The sequence below is a fragment of the Slackia sp. genome (assembly GCF_977041755.1).
Genome location: NZ_CDRRGL010000033.1, coordinates 1 through 17,022 on the forward strand (window position 1 = coordinate 1; position 17,022 = coordinate 17,022).

The 17,022-nt window shown below is 57.2% G+C and carries 16 protein-coding genes; 13 read left to right on the top strand and 3 right to left on the bottom strand.

Annotated features, from left to right (window positions below; all coding sequences use genetic code 11):
- Nucleotides 1–171 precede the first annotated feature (171 nt).
- From mreB to ACWI8T_RS04110, 9 genes are all read left to right on the top strand, one after another.
- Nucleotides 172–1,239 (top strand): rod shape-determining protein, encoded by a 1,068-nt coding sequence (gene mreB, locus ACWI8T_RS04070; protein WP_114615806.1) that lies wholly within the window; start codon nt 172–174, stop codon nt 1,237–1,239.
- 103 nt (nt 1,240–1,342) lie between these two features.
- Entirely contained in the window at nt 1,343–2,257 is a 915-nt protein-coding gene (gene mreC / locus ACWI8T_RS04075) for a rod shape-determining protein MreC (protein ID WP_449138033.1), read from the top strand.
- Between the two features lie 2 nt (nt 2,258–2,259).
- On the top strand, nt 2,260–2,784 hold the full coding sequence (gene mreD, locus ACWI8T_RS04080) for a rod shape-determining protein MreD (protein WP_449138034.1): 525 nt from the start codon (nt 2,260–2,262) through the stop codon (nt 2,782–2,784).
- 9 nt (nt 2,785–2,793) lie between these two features.
- Nucleotides 2,794–4,917 carry a penicillin-binding protein 2 gene (gene mrdA, locus ACWI8T_RS04085; RefSeq protein WP_449138035.1) on the top strand — a complete coding sequence of 708 codons (2,124 nt, stop codon included), beginning with the start codon at nt 2,794–2,796 and terminating at the stop codon, nt 4,915–4,917.
- The gene (rodA, locus tag ACWI8T_RS04090) at nt 4,918–6,117 is read left to right on the top strand and encodes a rod shape-determining protein RodA (RefSeq protein WP_449138036.1); all 1,200 of its coding nucleotides are present in this window, start codon (nt 4,918–4,920) and stop codon (nt 6,115–6,117) included.
- A gap of 151 nt (nt 6,118–6,268) precedes the next feature.
- Nucleotides 6,269–7,522 carry a YcjF family protein gene (locus ACWI8T_RS04095; protein ID WP_449138037.1) on the top strand — a complete coding sequence of 418 codons (1,254 nt, stop codon included), beginning with the start codon at nt 6,269–6,271 and terminating at the stop codon, nt 7,520–7,522.
- Between the two features lie 81 nt (nt 7,523–7,603).
- Nucleotides 7,604–9,484, top strand: coding sequence for a TIGR03960 family B12-binding radical SAM protein (locus ACWI8T_RS04100; protein ID WP_449138038.1), 1,881 nt, complete (start codon nt 7,604–7,606; stop codon nt 9,482–9,484).
- Nucleotides 9,477–10,160 (top strand): TIGR03936 family radical SAM-associated protein, encoded by a 684-nt coding sequence (locus ACWI8T_RS04105; protein WP_449138039.1) that lies wholly within the window; start codon nt 9,477–9,479, stop codon nt 10,158–10,160. The genes ACWI8T_RS04100 and ACWI8T_RS04105 overlap by 8 nt, the downstream gene beginning before the upstream one ends.
- A 56-nt stretch (nt 10,161–10,216) precedes the next feature.
- The gene (locus ACWI8T_RS04110) at nt 10,217–10,423 is read left to right on the top strand and encodes a hypothetical protein (protein ID WP_449138040.1); all 207 of its coding nucleotides are present in this window, start codon (nt 10,217–10,219) and stop codon (nt 10,421–10,423) included.
- A 424-nt stretch (nt 10,424–10,847) separates the two neighbouring features.
- Here the strand turns inward: ACWI8T_RS04110 and ACWI8T_RS04115 are convergent, their stop codons facing one another.
- Together ACWI8T_RS04115 and ACWI8T_RS04120 are read right to left on the bottom strand one after the other, a co-directional pair.
- The gene (locus ACWI8T_RS04115; protein ID WP_449138041.1) at nt 10,848–12,437 is read right to left on the bottom strand and encodes an aminotransferase class I/II-fold pyridoxal phosphate-dependent enzyme; all 1,590 of its coding nucleotides are present in this window, start codon (nt 12,435–12,437) and stop codon (nt 10,848–10,850) included.
- A 195-nt stretch (nt 12,438–12,632) separates the two neighbouring features.
- Nucleotides 12,633–13,055: a NifB/NifX family molybdenum-iron cluster-binding protein gene (locus ACWI8T_RS04120; protein WP_449138042.1), complete on the bottom strand. Its 423-nt coding sequence runs from the start codon at nt 13,053–13,055 to the stop codon at nt 12,633–12,635.
- 252 nt (nt 13,056–13,307) lie between these two features.
- On the opposite strand from ACWI8T_RS04120, the gene yddG reads away from it, so the two are divergent.
- The 4 genes from yddG (at nt 13,308) to ACWI8T_RS04140 (ending at nt 16,715) form a co-directional block, all read left to right on the top strand.
- Nucleotides 13,308–14,198 carry an aromatic amino acid DMT transporter YddG gene (yddG, locus tag ACWI8T_RS04125; protein WP_449138043.1) on the top strand — a complete coding sequence of 297 codons (891 nt, stop codon included), beginning with the start codon at nt 13,308–13,310 and terminating at the stop codon, nt 14,196–14,198.
- Between the two features lie 222 nt (nt 14,199–14,420).
- Complete coding sequence (locus ACWI8T_RS04130; RefSeq protein ID WP_449138044.1) at nt 14,421–15,581, top strand: anion permease; 1,161 nt, start codon at nt 14,421–14,423, stop codon at nt 15,579–15,581.
- Between the two features lie 15 nt (nt 15,582–15,596).
- A complete protein-coding gene (locus ACWI8T_RS04135; protein WP_114615788.1) occupies nt 15,597–15,821 on the top strand; it encodes a hypothetical protein in 225 nt (74 codons plus the stop codon).
- A gap of 36 nt (nt 15,822–15,857) precedes the next feature.
- Entirely contained in the window at nt 15,858–16,715 is an 858-nt protein-coding gene (locus ACWI8T_RS04140) for a universal stress protein (protein ID WP_449138045.1), read from the top strand.
- Nucleotides 16,716–16,847: 132 nt separating this feature from the next.
- Here the strand turns inward: ACWI8T_RS04140 and ACWI8T_RS04145 are convergent.
- Nucleotides 16,848–17,022, bottom strand: a 175-nt coding sequence (locus ACWI8T_RS04145; protein ID WP_449138046.1) for a peptide deformylase, incomplete at its 5' end; no start/stop codon positions are given.

The following is a 17,022-nucleotide window of genomic DNA, read 5'->3' on the forward strand; positions in this document are numbered from 1 at the left end:
CGGCGGGGCATGTAATGGATGCCCTGCATTATCGAATTATGTGCATCTTTCTCCTGCGGCGAGCACTGCTCTTTCGCGTGATAGAATACCAAGCTGGTATATTCGCGATGTTCGATATTGTCGACGCGCTTATCACACGTAGAGAAAACGAAGCGGAAAAGGACACTCTCTATGTCGTTTATGGACTTCTTCAGCAAGTTTACCGGCGGTTTCGGCGGTGCTTCTTCGGTCGATTTGGCAATCGATCTGGGCACCGCGAACACGCTTGTTGCTATAACTGGCGAGGGCGTCGTGCTTAACGAGCCCAGCGTTGTCGCCATTGAGCGCAGCACGCATCGTGTGCTCGCAGTGGGTCATGAAGCCAAGCAGATGATTAACCACACGCCTGACGCGTTTTCGGCGGAGCATCCGTTGCGCGATGGCGTTATCGCCGATTACGACGTGACCGAGGCTATGCTTTCGGCCTTTATTAACAAGGCCATTGAGCGTCGCTATCCGTGGCAGGCGAAGCCCCGCATTGTTATTTGCATTCCGTGCGGCGCCACTTCGGTTGAAAAGCGCGCCGTGTTCGAAGCCGCTATTCAGTCGGGCGCTCGCCAGGCGTACCTCATCGAGGAACCCATGGCCGCCGCCATGGGCGCCGACTTGCCCGTGACCGAACCTACTGGCTCCATGGTGGTCGATATCGGCGGCGGCACTACTGAAGTCGCCGTTATTTCCCTCGGAGGCATCGTGACGTCTTCGTCGCTTCGCTTGGCAGGCAACAAGATGGACGAGGCAATCGCCATGTATCTGCGCGACCTGCTCGGCATCAAGGTGGGCGAGCGCACTGCCGAAATCATCAAAATCAAAATCGGTTCTATTCTTCCTTTCGAAGATGGCCGTGAGAAAGACATGATCATTTCTGGCCAGGACGTCGTTACCGAGCAGCCTCGCGAAGTTACGATTCAGTCGGAAGACGTTCGTGCGGCGCTTCAGCCTCCCATTGAAGAAATGGTTGTGCATATCAAAGAAACGTTCAAGAAGACCAATCCCGACCTCGCGAGCGACATCATTTCGAATGGTATTTTGCTCACGGGCGGCGGCGGCCTGCTCTCTGGCCTCGATCGCTATCTCACGTCGCGCCTCGAGATTCCCGTTTGGACGAGCGAAACGGCGCTTACGAACGTCGCTATGGGTTGCCTTAAGGTTCTTGAGACCCCTACGGCACTCAAACAAACGTTGATGCGTTCGAAATAATGAGCGTCCGCGCACGGCGGCGCAAGAAATAGGATTCACTTTGCGCCGGGCTGCAACAGGCTCGGCGCATCGTTTTATAGAAGGAAGCGAGCTTTAGACATCTATGGCCCGAAAACAACAAATGCTCAATGACTCATCGAAAACGATTGGCGGCGCCGCACTTCTTGTTGTGCTGCTCATCGTTTCCGCTGTGCTTTCGAGCGTGTATTCCAATGAGGAGTCTTCCGGCCCCGTGCACAGCGTGCAGGCGGGGGTGGGCATGGTTGCAGCGCCTCTTCAGTTTGTGGGTGTGGGCGTTGCCTATGCCGAAGATGCCGCGGGCGATGCGATTCAAAACGCCACGGCCTCCGATTCCTCATACACGCAGCTTCGCGACGAGAACGCTCAGCTCAAGGCTCAGCTTGCCGAGCTTGAGGAATACCGCGGCGAGGCTCAGCGACTGCAAGGTTTGCTCGACCTGTCCGATAAATACGATTTTAAAGGCGTTACGGGTCGCGTAATCGGCAAGGGGACCGATGCCTGGAATCGCGTGGTTACGCTCAACGTTGGCTCTGCCTCCGGCGTTGAGTGCGGCCTTCCCGTTGTTGGCGGCAGCGGCTTGGTGGGTCAGGTTATCGAGGTTTCGCCGCTCACATGCCGCGTTCGTTTGATCTCTGACCCCCAATCGGGCGTTTCAGTCGTGTTGCAGTCGAATCGCGCCGAAGGCGTGGTGCGCGGCTCCATCGCGGGCCTTCTGTATTTGGAGGATCTCGATACCTCGACCGAAGTCAATGTGGGCGATGCCGTTATCACGTCGGGTCTGGGCGGTTCGTATTTCCGCGGCGTTGCGCTCGGCACGGTCGTGAACGTCATTAATGCGGCGGGAACGTCGGATCGAACTATTGTGGTGGAACCGTTCAGCTCTGCCGATCCGCTGGAGGAACTTACGGTCGTTCTTTCCATGGAATCCGAAGGCGACCTTTCGGGCACGAGCGATGCTTCGTCTTCCGATAGTGGTTCCTCCGAGGGCGGTGCATAGGCATGCGTGAGTCGGTGCTGCTTGTGGTGGGTGCCGTGGTCGCTGTCGTGCTGCAAATCGTACTCGCGCCCAATCTTGTCATCCTGGGGTCAATGCCCGATTTAGTTTTGGTTTACGTAGGCATTGCTGCCATGCTTCTGCGACGTGATTCGGTGCTTGTGATGGCGTTTTTTGCAGGTCTTGCCATGGACCTTGTGGGAACATCGACGGTCGGCGTGTGCGCTGGGCTCTATACGCTTATCGCATTTCTTTCGAGCCGGGCGGCGGGTTTCTTCGGCAACGATACGCTTGGCGCTTCGCTTGCTATTTCTATGGGGTGCTTTCTTCTGGTGGAGGTGCTCTATGCAGGTTTTTATATTTTGTCGGTTGATGTGTCGGTTATAGAAGCGCTTGGCCAACGTGCGCTTCCTTGCGCGCTCTACGATTGCGCGATGGCCCTTATCGTGCTGCCTATTACGACGCACATGTTTGCGGCGGCAGCGCCTTCTCACAAGGCGCCAACTTCCTCGACCGTTCGTCTTCGCTAAGGGTGTCGCATGGTTTACGCTATCATGGCCGCGCTTGTCGTTATCGTCGTTGCAGGTGTGGCGCTTTTCGTTTTCTTTAGGGCCCGAAACATCAAACCGGGCAGCTCCGTGCCGAAATCGGTGACTTCGATTGGCTCGGCCACCCCATTCCAGACGCGTACGGCCTCTTCTTCGGTGGGCACGAGCTCTCCCATGGGTGCTGCGACTAGTGGAGTGCGCGAGCGATTGAAATCGCGCTTCATGGCAATCGGCGTGCTTATTGCGGCTGTGTTTGGCAGCTTGACGGCGAAGTTGTGGAGCATGCAGGTGCTTTCGAGCAAAGAGTATGTGGAAGCAGCCAACGAGAATCAGTACACAACCATTAAGACGCCTGCCGCACGCGGTCGTATTTTCGATACACAGGGCATCGTGATGGTCGACAACAAAACGCGTCCCGCCGTTCTGGCCGACGCCGATGTAGCTGACGACCGCACAACGCTTCTGCGCCTTTCAGCTTTGCTCGGTTTGCCTTATGCCGTTGTACGCCAACGTATCAAAGACACGTCGGGTGGCGCGCAGGCTCAGCGCGAGGTATCGTCGGCCCCGCGAAGCCGAGACGTTGCTTTTATTGCCGAGCACCCCGATGCGTTTCCGGGCGTCGATGTGCAGGAGCGCACGCATCGCGTATATCCGTATAAAGCCCTCGCGAGCCAAGTGCTTGGCTATGTCGGCACGGTTTCCGACAGCGTTTTGAAAAATCCGCCTGCGGGAATGGATTATGAAAGCGGTGACGAGGTCGGCCAGTCTGGCGTTGAGTCGGTATACGACGGCTACCTTTCCGGCGCGCACGGCGAACGCGTGGTCGTGACGGATGCCGATGGCGTGGTGCACGAGGTGAAAAGCGAGACGCCGGCCAGTCAGGGCAACGACGTGTATCTCACGATTTCTGCGCGTGTGCAATCGATTGCCGAGCAGAAGCTTAAAGAGCTTATCGCTCCCAATGGCGTTATAGGTGGCGGCACAGGTACGGCTGGCGCTGTTGTGGCTATGGAGGTCGATACGGGCAACGTGGTTTGCATGGCGAATTTCCCCACGTTTGATCCGACGAATTTCGTTGGCGGTGTGTCTCAAGAAAATTGGGATCGCTACAACAATTCCGATAGTTCATACGCGCCGCTCATGAATCGCTGTATTGCGGGCCAATACCCGGCCGCGTCGACATTCAAGGCATTTACCGGCCTTGCCGCGCTCAATTATGGGTTCGCGAGTTCTTCGACTTCGTGGAATTGCTCGGGTACATGGACGGGTTTCGGCGAAGCGTATGCACAGAAATGTTGGCTTACAACGGGTCATGGCGCAATTGACCTTCGACGCGGCATTGTGGTGTCGTGTGACGTCGTGTTCTACGAAATCGCAAAGAACTTTTATGACGCGAGCTCTAAAATCGGCGACGATGCCATGCAAAACTACATCAAGGAATTTGGCTTAGGTTCGAAGACGGGCATCGAGCTTCCCGACGAAGCGCAGGGCGTTATACCGACGCCTGAATGGAAAAAGGAATACTTCCGTAACGCACCCGAAGAGGGCCAGTGGCAGCCGGGCGATATGACCAACATGGTGATTGGCCAAGGCAACGTGCTCGTGACGCCTCTGCAAATGGCCGTGGGCTATGCAGGTATCGCCACGGGAACGCTTCCTGTGCCGAATCTTCTGAAGGAAGTGCGCAATTCTTCAGGTGAGACAGTGGTTTCGCGTGAGCCGAAGAAGGGCACAATGCCCGATGTCGAGAAAGCACATCTCGAGATCATGCGAGACGCGCTTCGCGGCGTTGCTGAAGAAGATGGCGGCCTGCCCACTATGCTCAAGCAATACGATTATCAATGCGCTTGCAAAACGGGTACGGGCGAATGGGCCGACCACGATGGTTACGCGTGGTTTGCGATGTATGCGCCTTACGACAATCCGAAGTATGTCGTGACATGTGTTATTACCGAAGGCGGCGCGGGCGCCGATGCCGCGGCTCCCATTGCTGCCGCCGTTATGGATGGTTGCATCAAGCTCGGCGACGGCACAATTTCGGGCGATCCTGCCGTCATCGAAGAAGTGTCTGAGATTATCGAGTATGCCGGAACGGGCGCTGGACGGGTGGACTAAATGGCTGGTTTCAACGAAATTGACCGCGTGCGCACGCCGAAGGGGCAGTATGTCAGCGCATCGCCGTTGGGCGGGTCGGGCCGCCCGAAACGCGCCATCGATGCCGTTCCCGTTCCTTTGGTGCTGGTGGTTGTGGCGCTTTTGGGCTACGGCCTGCTCGTGGTATGGTCGGCGATTCAAACGAACGAGAATTATTCGTTCTCGCGTCAGCTCATGGGCGTGGCAATGGGTGTTGTCGCCATGCTCATCTTTTATTCCTTCGATTATCGGCGTCTTGCGAATTACACGACGCTCCTGCTTATCGTGAACGTGGTGCTCATTTTGTCGCCGCATTTGCCCGTCATTGGCGTCGAGAGCAAAGGCGCGCAAAGCTGGGTCAAAATCGGCATTCAGCTGCAGCCGGGCGAATTCGCGAAAATCACTGTGATTTTGCTCGATGCCGCCGTTATGTCGAAGTTCGGTGGCAGGCTCGACGATCCGCGCGAGTTCATCAAGGCGCTCGCGTACATCGCCATTCCGTTTTTATGCATCATGACGCAGCCCGACTTGGGCACGGGTTTGGTGTACTTGGTGATTGGCGCCGTGACACTTATTATGGGCGGCGCTCGCTGGAAGTATTTGATCGTGCTGCTTGGCGTGTTCGTGGGGTTGATTGTCGCGGTGTTCGCGGTTGACGAGGTGCTGAAGAACGCGACGGGTGAATATGTGCTGCTCCAGCAATACCAGCGCAACCGCTTGCTCGTGTTCTTGGATCCGAGCGCCGATGTGACGGGCACGGGTTTTAACCTCAATCAGGCCATGATTGCCATCGGGTCGGGTGGGCTTTTCGGAAAAGGCCTGCTCAATGGTTCGCAATCGAGCCTGGGCTTCGTTCCGGAATCGGCGACTGACTTCATTTTCTGCGTGCTTGCCGAGCAGTTCGGCTTTATGGGGGCCCTGGTGCTTCTCGTGCTGTATTTGGCGCTCATTCTGGTGTCGATTCGCATCGCGCGCGAGTCGAGCGATTTGTTCGGGACGCTCATCGTGATGGGCATTGTGGGCATGTGGCTCTTCCAGATTCTCGAGAATATCGGCATGGACATTGGGCTTATGCCCATTACGGGCATTCCGTTGCCGTTCATGAGCTACGGATCGTCGTTCATGATGGTGAACTTCGCGCTGCTCGGCCTTATTGGCAGCGTATATGCGCATAAGGGATAGGACCGTGGGACGTGTGACCAAAGGCGGGTCAACGTCGAGGCAACGCCTTGTCGCTTGTTGTGGGTTTCTCTATCGAGCGCCGAGGTGCCGCTATAATGGTTTGAAATGAGAACCATGAGGCCTGAGGTCGAAATGCGAGGAGGCAATTGATATGCCGAAAATGCCCAAGATGCCTATTGATGTGATGGCCGTATTGCAAGAGGCCACTGATGTCGAGGCGGCTCGTTCGGTGCCTTTGTGCGTGTCTGTTTTGCTTGACGATACCGCGCCTGACGACCTTACGGCTTTCGTGCGTTCGAGTTTCGCGAGCGCGAGCCCGCAAGCGCGTGTTTCGGTGAACTATTTCGAAGACGCCCATATCGCGTTTGATGCTCGCAGCGATATGGCGGTTATTGCTGCCGGTTTCACGCCGGAAATCGGCGAAATCGTCTCTCGTCTTCACGGCGAAGGCATTCCCGTTATGGTTGTCACGACGCTTCCTGAATGCGTGAATGGCGCTGCTGAAGCGGCGGGCCACCCCATCGATGCAGCCGATGTGATTGCTCCCAACCCTGAAATCGACGGTGTGGTTACGCTCCATGAGCCGCTCGTTGTTACGAAAGAAGGCGCGATTTCGGGCCGCGAGGTCGACCCCGAAGACCCGTTTTCGCTTGAACCGTTGCCGATGTGCGCCGCTTACCATGAACAGCTTCGCACAAAGATGGGCGAGTGGGTGGTTGCGGCGTTTCGCGAGAAGCGTCTTGCGTTCGCGCAGGCGTTCGATTTCGTGCGTAAGCCCCTTTCGATGGAATCGGTTCGTTCGACGGCTTTCCAGAATGCAGGTATTGGCTTTGTGGTATTCATTCCCGGCGCCGATTTCCCCATTATGACGCTGAACCAGACGAAAATGGTCATCCAGATCGCCGCTGCGTATGGGCAGCCGCTTTCGGCCGATCGAGTGAAGGAGCTTGCAGCCGTTGTAGGCGGCGGGCTTGCGTGTCGCACGGTTGCGCGTCAGGTGGCGGGTCTTGTGCCTGCTGTCGGTTGGGCGGTGAAGGCCGGCGTAGGCTATGCGGGCACGTGGGCCATGGGCATGGCTGCCGCCGAGTATTTCGAGCACGGCGGCAATATGGCCGGCGTAGGCGCCGTGGTCGACGAGGCGCGCGCTGCGGCGTCTCGTGCTGCCGACGAGACGGCTGCCGGACGAGCGGCAAAGGGCTTTGTAGCATCGCTTGGACTTCAGGCGAAAAATGCTGCCACGGGCCGTGTTCGTGCCGCGGTTGCACAGGCGCCTGGAGTGGCCGCGGGAGCCATGCGTGCCGTTGCGAACGCCGCAGCATCTGCCGCGCAGGCTGCGGCCACTGGTGCTGCCCGAGCGGGCGCTGCTGCCGATGCTGTGGAAGCTTCGGCGCACGATTCCGAATAATATGACGCGCGTTCGTCTTGGTTGGCGGACGCGCAAGCTTTCTCTACCTGCAATCGTTTTCTTCGACATGAGGGATTTCATATGCAAAACCTTTGGCCCCGTATCGAGGGGCTTTTGCGCGACGCGGGACGCGACATCAGCCGTCCGGCACGCTATTTGAATCACGAATGGGGTTGCACGTATAAAGACGACGCCGACTATCATTTCTGCATGATTTACCCCGATACCTACGAGCTTGGGCAGCCGAATCAGGCCGTGCGCATTCTGTGCAATGTGGTGAATGCTGTCGACGGTATGTATGCCGAGCGCGGCTATCTTCCTGCGGCCGACATGATTGACCTCATGCGCCGCGAGGGCGTTCCTGCGTTTTCACTAGAAAGCTGCGCGCCGCTGCATGAGTTTGACGCGGTGGGTTTCTCGTTGTCTCACGAGCTCGTCGCCACCAACGTGCTTGAAATGCTCGATTTGGGACGCATTCCGCTGCGTGCCGCCGATCGAGACGAGTCGAACCCGCTTATCGTGGCGGGCGGCCCCTGCGCGTTCAATGCTGAGCCTTTTTCAGCGTTTTTCGACGTGTTTTTGTTGGGCGAAGGTGAAGAGTCGCTTCCTGAACTGCTCGTTTTGCATCGGGAAATGAAGCAAGCGGGCGCGTCGCGCACTGAGTTTTTGCGCGCTGCTTCGCATTTGGAGGGCTGCTATGTGCCGTCGCTCTACGATGTGCTTGATGAGGACGAGGCGCAGCAAACAGGCGCATGGGTGCGCCCGAAATACGAGGATGTGCCCGCGAATATCGTGAAGCGCATTTGGAAAGATTTCGCGACCTCTCCTGCCTGGGAGCCGACTGTGGTGCCGTTCGCGGAACTCGTGCATGACCGCCTGAACGTTGAAATTCTGCGTGGTTGCACGCGTGGATGCCGTTTCTGCCAAGCGGGCATGATGTATCGTCCTGTGCGCGAGCGTTCCGCTGACAACATTGTTTCCGCTGTTCAACGCGGACTTGCTGAAACTGGCTACGACGAAGTGAGCCTTACGTCGCTTTCTTCGACCGACCATAGCCAAATCGAGGAAATTCTGCGTCGCTTGAATCGCGGCCTCGACGGAAAGGGCATTTCGGTATCGATTCCCAGCCAGCGCCTGGATTCGTTTGGCGTTGAAATGGCCGAGCTGGTCGCGGGCGGAAAGCGCGGCGGCCTGACGTTTGCGCCGGAAGCCGGCACGCAGCGGCTGCGCGACGTCATTAACAAGGGCGTGTGCGAGGAAGACCTGTTTGGCGCAATTGATGCGGCATTTGCCGCCGGTTGGCGTCGCTGCAAGCTTTATTTCATGATTGGCCTTCCTACCGAGACCGATGACGATATCAAAGGCATCGCGAGCCTTGCTCAGCGTGCGTACGACCGCGCGAAAAAGGCTACGCCGCCTGAGGCGCGCGGAAGCGTGAAGGTCTCCATCTCGTGCGCGCTGTTCGTGCCGAAGGCTCAAACGCCTTTCCAATGGGATGGCCAAATCACGACCGAAGAGGCCCATAGGCGCATTAACCTCCTGCGATCGAGCGTGAAATATCGCGCGGTTGACGTGCATTGGCACGAGCCCGACGTTTCTCTTGTCGAGGCCATGATGAGCCGTGGCGGGCGAGAGGTGTGCAACGTCGTCGAAACCGCCTGGCGCCACGGCGCGCGTTTTGATGCCTGGACCGAGTTTTTCTCGCTCGATACGTGGCGTGCGGCGTGCGAGGAATGCGGCGTCGATATGGAAGGCATCGCCCAGGGCCAATACGAAACGAGCTGGGTTACGCCATGGGACCATCTTTCGGTTGGTGTGACCACGCGCTTCTTCCGTCGTGAACGCCGTTTGGCGCAGGAGGAGCGCACGACGCCCGATTGCAGCTACGAGCGCTGCTCGGCGTGCGGCGTGTGCCCGAAGCTCGATATCGACATCCAATGCCAGGAGGAGCGTCATGGCTGATTTCCGTTTGCGCGTGACCTACGCTGAAACCGGTCGTTTGGTCATGCTTTCGCATCTCGAGATTGCGCGCGCCTTGGAGCGTGCGGTGCGCCGCGCCGGGTTGCCCTATGCCGTAAGCCAGGGCTTTTCTCCGCATATGAAGCAGGCTTTCGGCTCTGCGCTGCCTGTGGGCGTGGGTGGTTTGGAAGAGATTTTCGACGTGTCGCTCACCGACTACGTGCCGCCCGAGGAGGCCTTGGCCCGTCTTCGGGCGTCGAGCGCGCCTGATCTTATGCCGCATGCGGCACGCTATATCACCAAGGATGAGACGGCGGCTTCGGCAGCGTATCCGCGTTCGACGTACGAGGCGCTTCTGGAGGCATCGCGTTTGGGCGATTGCGAGATGGATGTGCTTGCGGCGGCGCGTGAGCTTTCGGTTCCTTGCGAGATTATGGTTGTTCGCAAGAAGAAGGAGCGCGTGTTGGTTCCTTCCGAGTTCATCGTAGGCGAGCTTGAGGTTGAGCCTGCGGAACCTGGAGAAGAAGGGCAGGAGCGTGCGCTTGTCCGCTTCACGCTCGAATCAAAGGCGTCGGGCAGCTTGCGCCCCGATGTGCTGCTCGAGCATATGCTCGCCGATTCGGGCCTTCGCGCCGCGTCGATTCTGCGCACGAAGCAAAGCGAGATTCCAAAGGAATAGATGAAGCGGGGTGGAGGTTCGTGCTTCCGCTCCGCTTTTGATGATGGGAGAGTTCGATGTATAAGGTTCGTTATATCACCACGTCGGAAGTCACGGCGGTTCGATATGTGTTTGAGGAAAAGGAAATTGAAGCCGTCGACGACGCGGATGCAATTGCGAAGTTCGATGCCGAATGCGCAATACCGCTCGATTCTTCGATTGCCATGGATATCGTGTCGGGCGAAGGCTATAATTGGGCGATTATGAAGTCGGTTGATTTGTAGCGTTTTCGGAGTCCGTGCGCCCAGGCTGCGCCGAGGCGGTTCCGGTGCTTCGCCTACGACCACGGCTCGCTACCGCTCACTTCGTTCGCTATGCGCTCGCCTGGCGGCGTTTCATTCTTGAAATGAAGTGCGTGAATTGAACGCCGACGGTCGAGGGCGAAGCGCCGGAACCTCCTCGACGCTTCGCCCTTTGGGCTACGCTATGCGCTCACCTGGCTTCGCTTAATTTATGAATGAAGAGCTAGCATGAGCTCAGACGGCCTCGGCGAAGGCGTAGCCCGAGTGCGCGAGCTTCGCTTGCTATGCTTCCGTTTTGCAGCGTTTCATTTTGGAGTGAATGCCGCGAATTGAACGTCGACGGTTGAGGGCGAGGCGCCAGAACGGCTTCGGCGCCTCGCCTTTGCTCTTTGGGCTTTGGGTTGCGTTACTGCCTATACGTTGCCAGGAATTCTTCCAGGTCGCGCATGGCTTCGCTCAGCACTTCGATGCGCGGCAGATAGACGATGCGGAAGTGGTCGGGCTCGCCCCAATTGAAGCCGCCGCCGCGCGTGATGAGGATCTTCTTCTGGTGCAGCAGGTCGAGAGCGAACTGTTCGTCGTTGGTGATGTTGAACTTCTTCACGTCGATCTTCGGGAAGATATAGAACGCGGCCTTCGGCTTTACGGCGGTGATGCCGTCGATGCTGTTCAGCGCGTTGTAGATGTATTCACGCTGTTCGTAAATTCGTCCGCCGGGCACGATGTAATTATTCACGCTTTGGTGTCCGCCGAGCGCAGTTTGCACGATGGACTGCGCGGGAACGTTCGAGCACAAGCGCATGTTTGAGAGCATATTGATGCCGAGCAGGAAGTCTTTCGCGCAAGACATGTTGCCCGAGAAAATCATCCAGCCAATGCGATAACCTGCAATCATGTGCGATTTTGAGAGGCCCGAGAACGTTACGCAGGGCAAATCGGGCGCGAGAGACGCGATGGAGATATGCTCCAGGCCGTCCATGACGAGGCGGTCGTAGATTTCGTCGCTGAAGATCATCAGGTCGTGACGACGAGCCAATTCAACGATTTGCTCGAGCACCTCGCGCGGATACAGCGCGCCCGTGGGGTTGTTCGGGTTGATAATGACGAGTGCCTTGGTTCGCGCCGTGATTTTCGATTCCATGTCGGCAAGGTCGGGGAACCAGTCAGACTGCTCATCGCAAATATAATGCACTGGCGTGCCGCCTGCGAGCGTGGCGCATGCGGTCCACAGCGGATAATCGGGCGCTGGAATAAGGATCTCGTCACCGTTGTCGAGAAGCGCCTGCATGCAGAGTTGGATGAGCTCGCTTACGCCGTTGCCAGTGTAAATGCTGTCCATGTCGACATTGGGAATATGCTTGAGCTGGGCGTATTGCATGATTGCCTTGCGCGCCGAGAACAGGCCGCGAGAATCGGAATAGCCTTCGCATTCGGGCAGCTGGTGGCGCATATCCTGAATGACCTCGTCGGGCGTGCGGAAGCCGAACGGAGCGGGATTTCCGATGTTGAGCTTTAAGATTCGTTGGCCTTCTTTTTCCAATCGAGCGGCTTCGTCGACAACGGGGCCTCGTACGTCGTAGAGCACGTTCTCGAGCTTGGATGATTTCTTGAATTCACGCATGGTTGCACTCCTCGGTGTTTGTTCGGGCGTTGGTGCTTCGCTAATCGGCGCTTGGCCCGTGATTGTTGAGTCGTTTTGGTTCAATTTCGTAGAAGATGCGGTCTCAAGCCGCTCGGGAGCTCGCGTAGGGGAATGCGTCTGCGCTGACCGAGCTTGGGTCTCCCCGGAAAGCCAAGCAGCATCTACGTCCAGAATGCTCGCGAGCAGTTCCATGACGTCGCGGCGCGGCGTGGTTTTCCCGCTGACATACTGGCTTACCTGGCTTTTTCCAAGCTTTTTATCGTACTGGGCGGCTGAGTGTATCACGTCGGCCTGGTTCATTCCGGCTTCCGACATGGCTTGTTTGAGCCGTGCCGAGAATTTATTCGATGACATCGCATCTCCTTGACGTTCGAAATTGAACTCAATGCGTTCAAAAAAGAAGAAGTTCAATTTCGAACACTATAGCACGGCTCGAAATTGAACTTCCAAAGAATTATGCGATTCACTTATGCGGCAAAATTGAACCTGCGGACGGCGCATGTTAAACGCTACGAGCATTTAACAGGTCGGATTGTGAAAGAGAATTCGTTATTGGTGGCAGGTGCCGCTGTGGTTGGCGCAGTTGTGCGAATGGGAGTGGTCGCTGTGGCAGGTTGCCTCGCCAACTTTGGGAAGGATTCCTGCGAGCAGCGCCTCAACCGCAGCGTCGGGGGAGCCTGCGGCGCCTGCGTACACCTCGATGCCTGCTTGGCCGAGCGCGTTAATCGCGCCGCCGCCGATGCCGCCGCAAATGAGAACATCGATGCCGCCCTGTGAAAGCAGGCCAGCGAGTGCGCCATGGCCGGCGCCGTTGCTGCCAATGATTTCCGACGCGACGACTTTTCCGTCTTCAACTTCGTAGACTTTGAATTGTTGCGTGTGACCGAAGTGCTGGAAGATTTCTCCGTTGGCGTAGGTGGCCGCGATTTTCATGGTGCGCTCCTTGTCTGTTTTGTGGTTGAAATGGGGCACGTGGAGCGTTCTTTTCGCAAGGGCGCAGCATATGTCTTTGATTCATTTCAACCCTTATTTCCTTATGGTTATAGGGTATATGCTATTGCGCGAATAGCAATACTTGTTTTCTCGCGAGCGGTTGTTTCGTTGCGACCGGTGTTGTTTGGTCATGCTTTGTATTAGGAACTTGTTATTGCATGGAGGCATGCTTGTGCGAAAATTTCCGACAGTGGAATGATTGTTATTTTGACGCTGCATGAAAGGAAGACGGTGGGCGATTCAACGAAGAGGGCGACGGCGATTGGCTTGTGCGCTGTTGTGCTGTGGTCGATGATGTTCGGCTTCGTTCGCTTGACTACGCAATCTTTTGGTCCTGCTTTGGGTTCGGCGCTCATTTATTCATGCGCTGCCGTGTTTACGTATATTGGGTATCGCCCTACGCCATTGCGCCGTCTGCCCCTGAAATACGTTTTGTTTTCGGGTGGGCTGTTCGTGTTCTACGAAACGGCGATCACTGTCTCGATTGGTTTGGCGGCGAGTTCTGAGCAAACGCTTGAATTGAGCCTCGTGAATTACCTTTGGCCGACGATGCTCGTTCTGCTTTCTGCCTTCGACTCGGGCTCGCGTGCCTCCCTCGTTCGCGCTTTGCCCGGCGCCGTTGTTGCGACTGCGGGCGTTGTGCTTGCGGTTGGCGGCAACAATAACCTTGATTGGGGCGCGGTTGCTGCCGACGTATCGTCGAACCCGCTTCCTTTTGCGCTCACCTTTGCCGCCGCAGCTGCATGGGCGGCGTATTCGGTGTATTCGAGCAGGTTTTCGCAGGGCTGCGATGCGACCGCCTTTTTCATGGTGGGTGTTGCCGCGGTCTTATGGATGATCTTCCTCGTCGAGGGCGCGCCTGCTCCCGCGGTGGCGCCAGGATCGCAAGCGTTCTTCGCCCTTGCGGGTGCTGCTGGTTGCATTGCTGCGGGCTATGCTTGCTGGGGGCATGGCATGCTTAAGGGCGATATGGCGAAAATGAGCATCGGGTCCTATGCCGCTCCCTTGCTTTCGGTTGTGGCGAGCACCATCATTCTTGGAGTAAGCCTCACGCCGCTGTTCTGGTGTGGCACTATCGCCGTAGTGGCCGGCTCTCTCATTAACTGGCGCATGCGACGCTAGGGTAGATTTAGACATTTTCGTTCAAAATAAGGTCGAATGTGGCCTCTTGCCAGAGAGTCTCTTCCGAGTTTTCTCGCGCATTCGCGCGCCATGGCCGCTTTACTTTGATTTGACATACGCCTGACATGGTTTGTGCAGCTGGTTTCTATCTTGTTACCTCAGGATGCGAGTTTGTGTGGTAAGCGAAGCTCGCGAAGGATTTTGAGGAGGAATCAGCTGTCTATGGACATCGCAACTTTGGTCGTTGTGGGGCTCGTGATCATAACGGCGCTCACGTTTGACTTCACGAACGGCTTTCACGACACGGCCAACGCTATGGCTACGTCGATCGCGACCGGAGCGCTTAAGCCAAAAACTGCGGTTATCGCTGCCGGTACGTTGAACTTGGTCGGTGCATTTCTTTCGACCGAGGTGGCGAAAACCATTTCCGGCGGCATCATCAATGAGCAGGCGGTGACAATTGGGCCTGAATTTATTTTCGCGGGTCTCGTTGGCGCGATCATTTGGAACCTGCTCACGTGGCTCGTCGGCCTTCCTTCAAGCTCGTCCCATGCGCTGTTCGGCGGCCTTGTGGGCGCCGTTATTATCGGCGCGGGCGTTGAAGGCGTGAACTTCGGCGCGGTGCTTGCCAAGGTGCTCATTCCTGCGCTCGTTTCGCCGATCGTTGCCGGTTTGGCGGCGTTCGTCGCGGTGAAGCTCATATATTTCATCGTGAAGAAGATGAGCGAAGACCAAATCGTCAATGGTTTCCGCCATGGCCAGACGGTTACGGCGTGCCTGGTGGCGCTTTCGCACGGCACTAACGACGCCCAGAAAACCATGGGCATTATCACGCTGACTCTTATCGCCGTTGGCGCTCAGGGCGCTGGCACCGGTCCCCAGCTTTGGGTCGTTGCTGTGTGCGGTTTGGCGATCGCTGCGGGCACGTACATGGGCGGTTGGCGCGTTATTCGCACCCTCGGCAAGGGCCTTACCGAGATTTCCACTCCGCAGGGTTTTGCCGCCGAGGCTGCTTCTGCAACCACGATTCTCGTTTCTTCGCATATGGGCTTCGCACTTTCCACCACGCAGGTGTGCTCCGGCTCCATCATTGGTACCGGCCTCGGCAAGCCTGGCAACAAGGTGAACTGGGGCGTTGCGGCTCGCATGCTCATCGCGTGGCTCGTTACGTTCCCGGCCGCCGGTCTCGTGGGCGCCGCGGCGTGCGCGCTCGCGAAAACTGGCCTTGGCGGAACGATTGCCGTCGCCTTTATCGCGGTGGCTGTCGCGCTGGTCATTTTCCGTCTGTCGAAGCGCAATCCCGTGAATTCGGGCAATGTCAATGAAGCTTCCGAAGTGAAGATCAAGACCTCCACTTCGACCAAAGTCGCGACCGCTGCTTAAGGAAAGGATGCGAAGATGCAAGAGTTTATTAATTTCGCAACCGTGCTTGTGGTCGCCGTATGCGTGGCCGGCATGATATCGACGCTGTACGCATCGGGCCTGCGCCTGTGGGCCGCCGGCGGGCTTGACCGAGAGGGCTATGCGCGCATTATGCCGCGCGTCGGTTCGGTGATTTGTTTCGCCGGATGCGTTTTCATTGTGCTGTTCGCCTTGTGGCTCATGATTCCGATTTTCCACTAGGCAATTCTCGCGATTCGCTTTATTTGAGAGGCTCAAATGATGAAAAAGATTCTTGTCGGTATCGATGGAACTGCGCGCGGTACGAGGGCCCTTCATTGGGCGGCGCGTCGCGCGAGCCGCGAGGGCGCTAAACTCGAGCTGCTCTCGGTTATCGATTCGAGGAAAGTGAAAGAAGCGGGCGTTTCGATCGAAGACGTTCAAGAGGCTGTTGAGGCGAACTTGGACAAGGCGCGTGTTTTCGTTGCCGGGCGTTATCCCAACGTTCAGGTTGAGATGCGCATCGCGGAAGGCGAGGTTGTCGAAAATATTGTCGACGCCTCTGCTGGCTGTGATCTTATCGTGCTTGGCTCTCATCATGGCATGAGCGTCGGCGACACCATCGGCGGTGCGAAGCCTTTGCGCGTTGCGGTTTCGGCGGCTGTTCCCACGGCGGTTATTCCAGTCGACTGGGCAGAGGATTACGATGGGGAAGGCGTTGTCGTTGGAATCGATCCCGATGGATCCACGAATCAGGCGCTTGATTTCGCGATTGCTGAAGCAATTGCCACCGAGCAGCCGCTTCGCTTGATTACGGGTTGGGGATTGCCTGCCTGGATCTCGAGGCCCGCAGAGGCGATGGGCGGCGGCCTTGGTCCTGTTGGCGAACAGTATCAGGCTCGCCTCGATTCGCTTGCGGCGGTTCTGCGCGAGGAACATGAGGGTCTTGATGTTCGTGGGCATGCTGTAGAAGGCTCGTCTCCCACGCGTGTTCTACAGGGATATGCGAAAACCCGCGGCGTGCTTGTTTTGGGAACGCGTTCGCGCGCAGCACTTGGTCGTGCGCTCTTCGGGTCGGTAACGCACTCGACGTTGTTGAACCTCACGATTCCGACCGTAATCGTTCCGCAAGACTAGCAAAACAGTATTTCTCGCAGAAAAAGGCCTGTCGTTCGACAGGCCTTTTCGTTTTGGAAGCGGTGCGTTTGGATCCCCATTCGTTCATATGAGGGAAAGTCGGCGCGCTTCAAGTGTTCACTGCGGAATCGCTTAAACGAGCTTGCCCTTGCAATGGTCGACCATGTGCTGAATCATTTGCGCTTCCCAGCCGGCGAAGTCGCGCTTGCGATGTTTGAGTTCACCATCGACGAGCTCGTCAAAAGCGAGCTTCATGTGGTCGTAGCGGGTGACCTTGCTCAGCTGGTCTTCGGGGCGCGTGAGGCAG

Excerpts from the sequence above, each read along its gene's own strand:
- mreB (WP_114615806.1), top strand. The coding sequence starts at position 172 with ATGTCGTTTATGGACTTCTTCAGCAAGTTTACCGGCGGTTTCGGCGGT.
- mreC (WP_449138033.1), top strand. The coding sequence starts at position 1,343 with ATGGCCCGAAAACAACAAATGCTCAATGACTCATCGAAAACGATTGGC.
- mreD (WP_449138034.1), top strand. The coding sequence starts at position 2,260 with ATGCGTGAGTCGGTGCTGCTTGTGGTGGGTGCCGTGGTCGCTGTCGTG.
- mrdA (WP_449138035.1), top strand. The coding sequence starts at position 2,794 with ATGGTTTACGCTATCATGGCCGCGCTTGTCGTTATCGTCGTTGCAGGT.
- rodA (WP_449138036.1), top strand. The coding sequence starts at position 4,918 with ATGGCTGGTTTCAACGAAATTGACCGCGTGCGCACGCCGAAGGGGCAG.
- ACWI8T_RS04095 (WP_449138037.1), top strand. The coding sequence starts at position 6,269 with ATGCCGAAAATGCCCAAGATGCCTATTGATGTGATGGCCGTATTGCAA.
- ACWI8T_RS04100 (WP_449138038.1), top strand. The coding sequence starts at position 7,604 with ATGCAAAACCTTTGGCCCCGTATCGAGGGGCTTTTGCGCGACGCGGGA.
- ACWI8T_RS04105 (WP_449138039.1), top strand. The coding sequence starts at position 9,477 with ATGGCTGATTTCCGTTTGCGCGTGACCTACGCTGAAACCGGTCGTTTG.
- ACWI8T_RS04110 (WP_449138040.1), top strand. The coding sequence starts at position 10,217 with ATGTATAAGGTTCGTTATATCACCACGTCGGAAGTCACGGCGGTTCGA.
- ACWI8T_RS04115 (WP_449138041.1), bottom strand. The coding sequence starts at position 12,437 with ATGTCATCGAATAAATTCTCGGCACGGCTCAAACAAGCCATGTCGGAA.
- ACWI8T_RS04130 (WP_449138044.1), top strand. The coding sequence starts at position 14,421 with ATGGACATCGCAACTTTGGTCGTTGTGGGGCTCGTGATCATAACGGCG.
- ACWI8T_RS04135 (WP_114615788.1), top strand. The coding sequence starts at position 15,597 with ATGCAAGAGTTTATTAATTTCGCAACCGTGCTTGTGGTCGCCGTATGC.
- ACWI8T_RS04140 (WP_449138045.1), top strand. The coding sequence starts at position 15,858 with ATGATGAAAAAGATTCTTGTCGGTATCGATGGAACTGCGCGCGGTACG.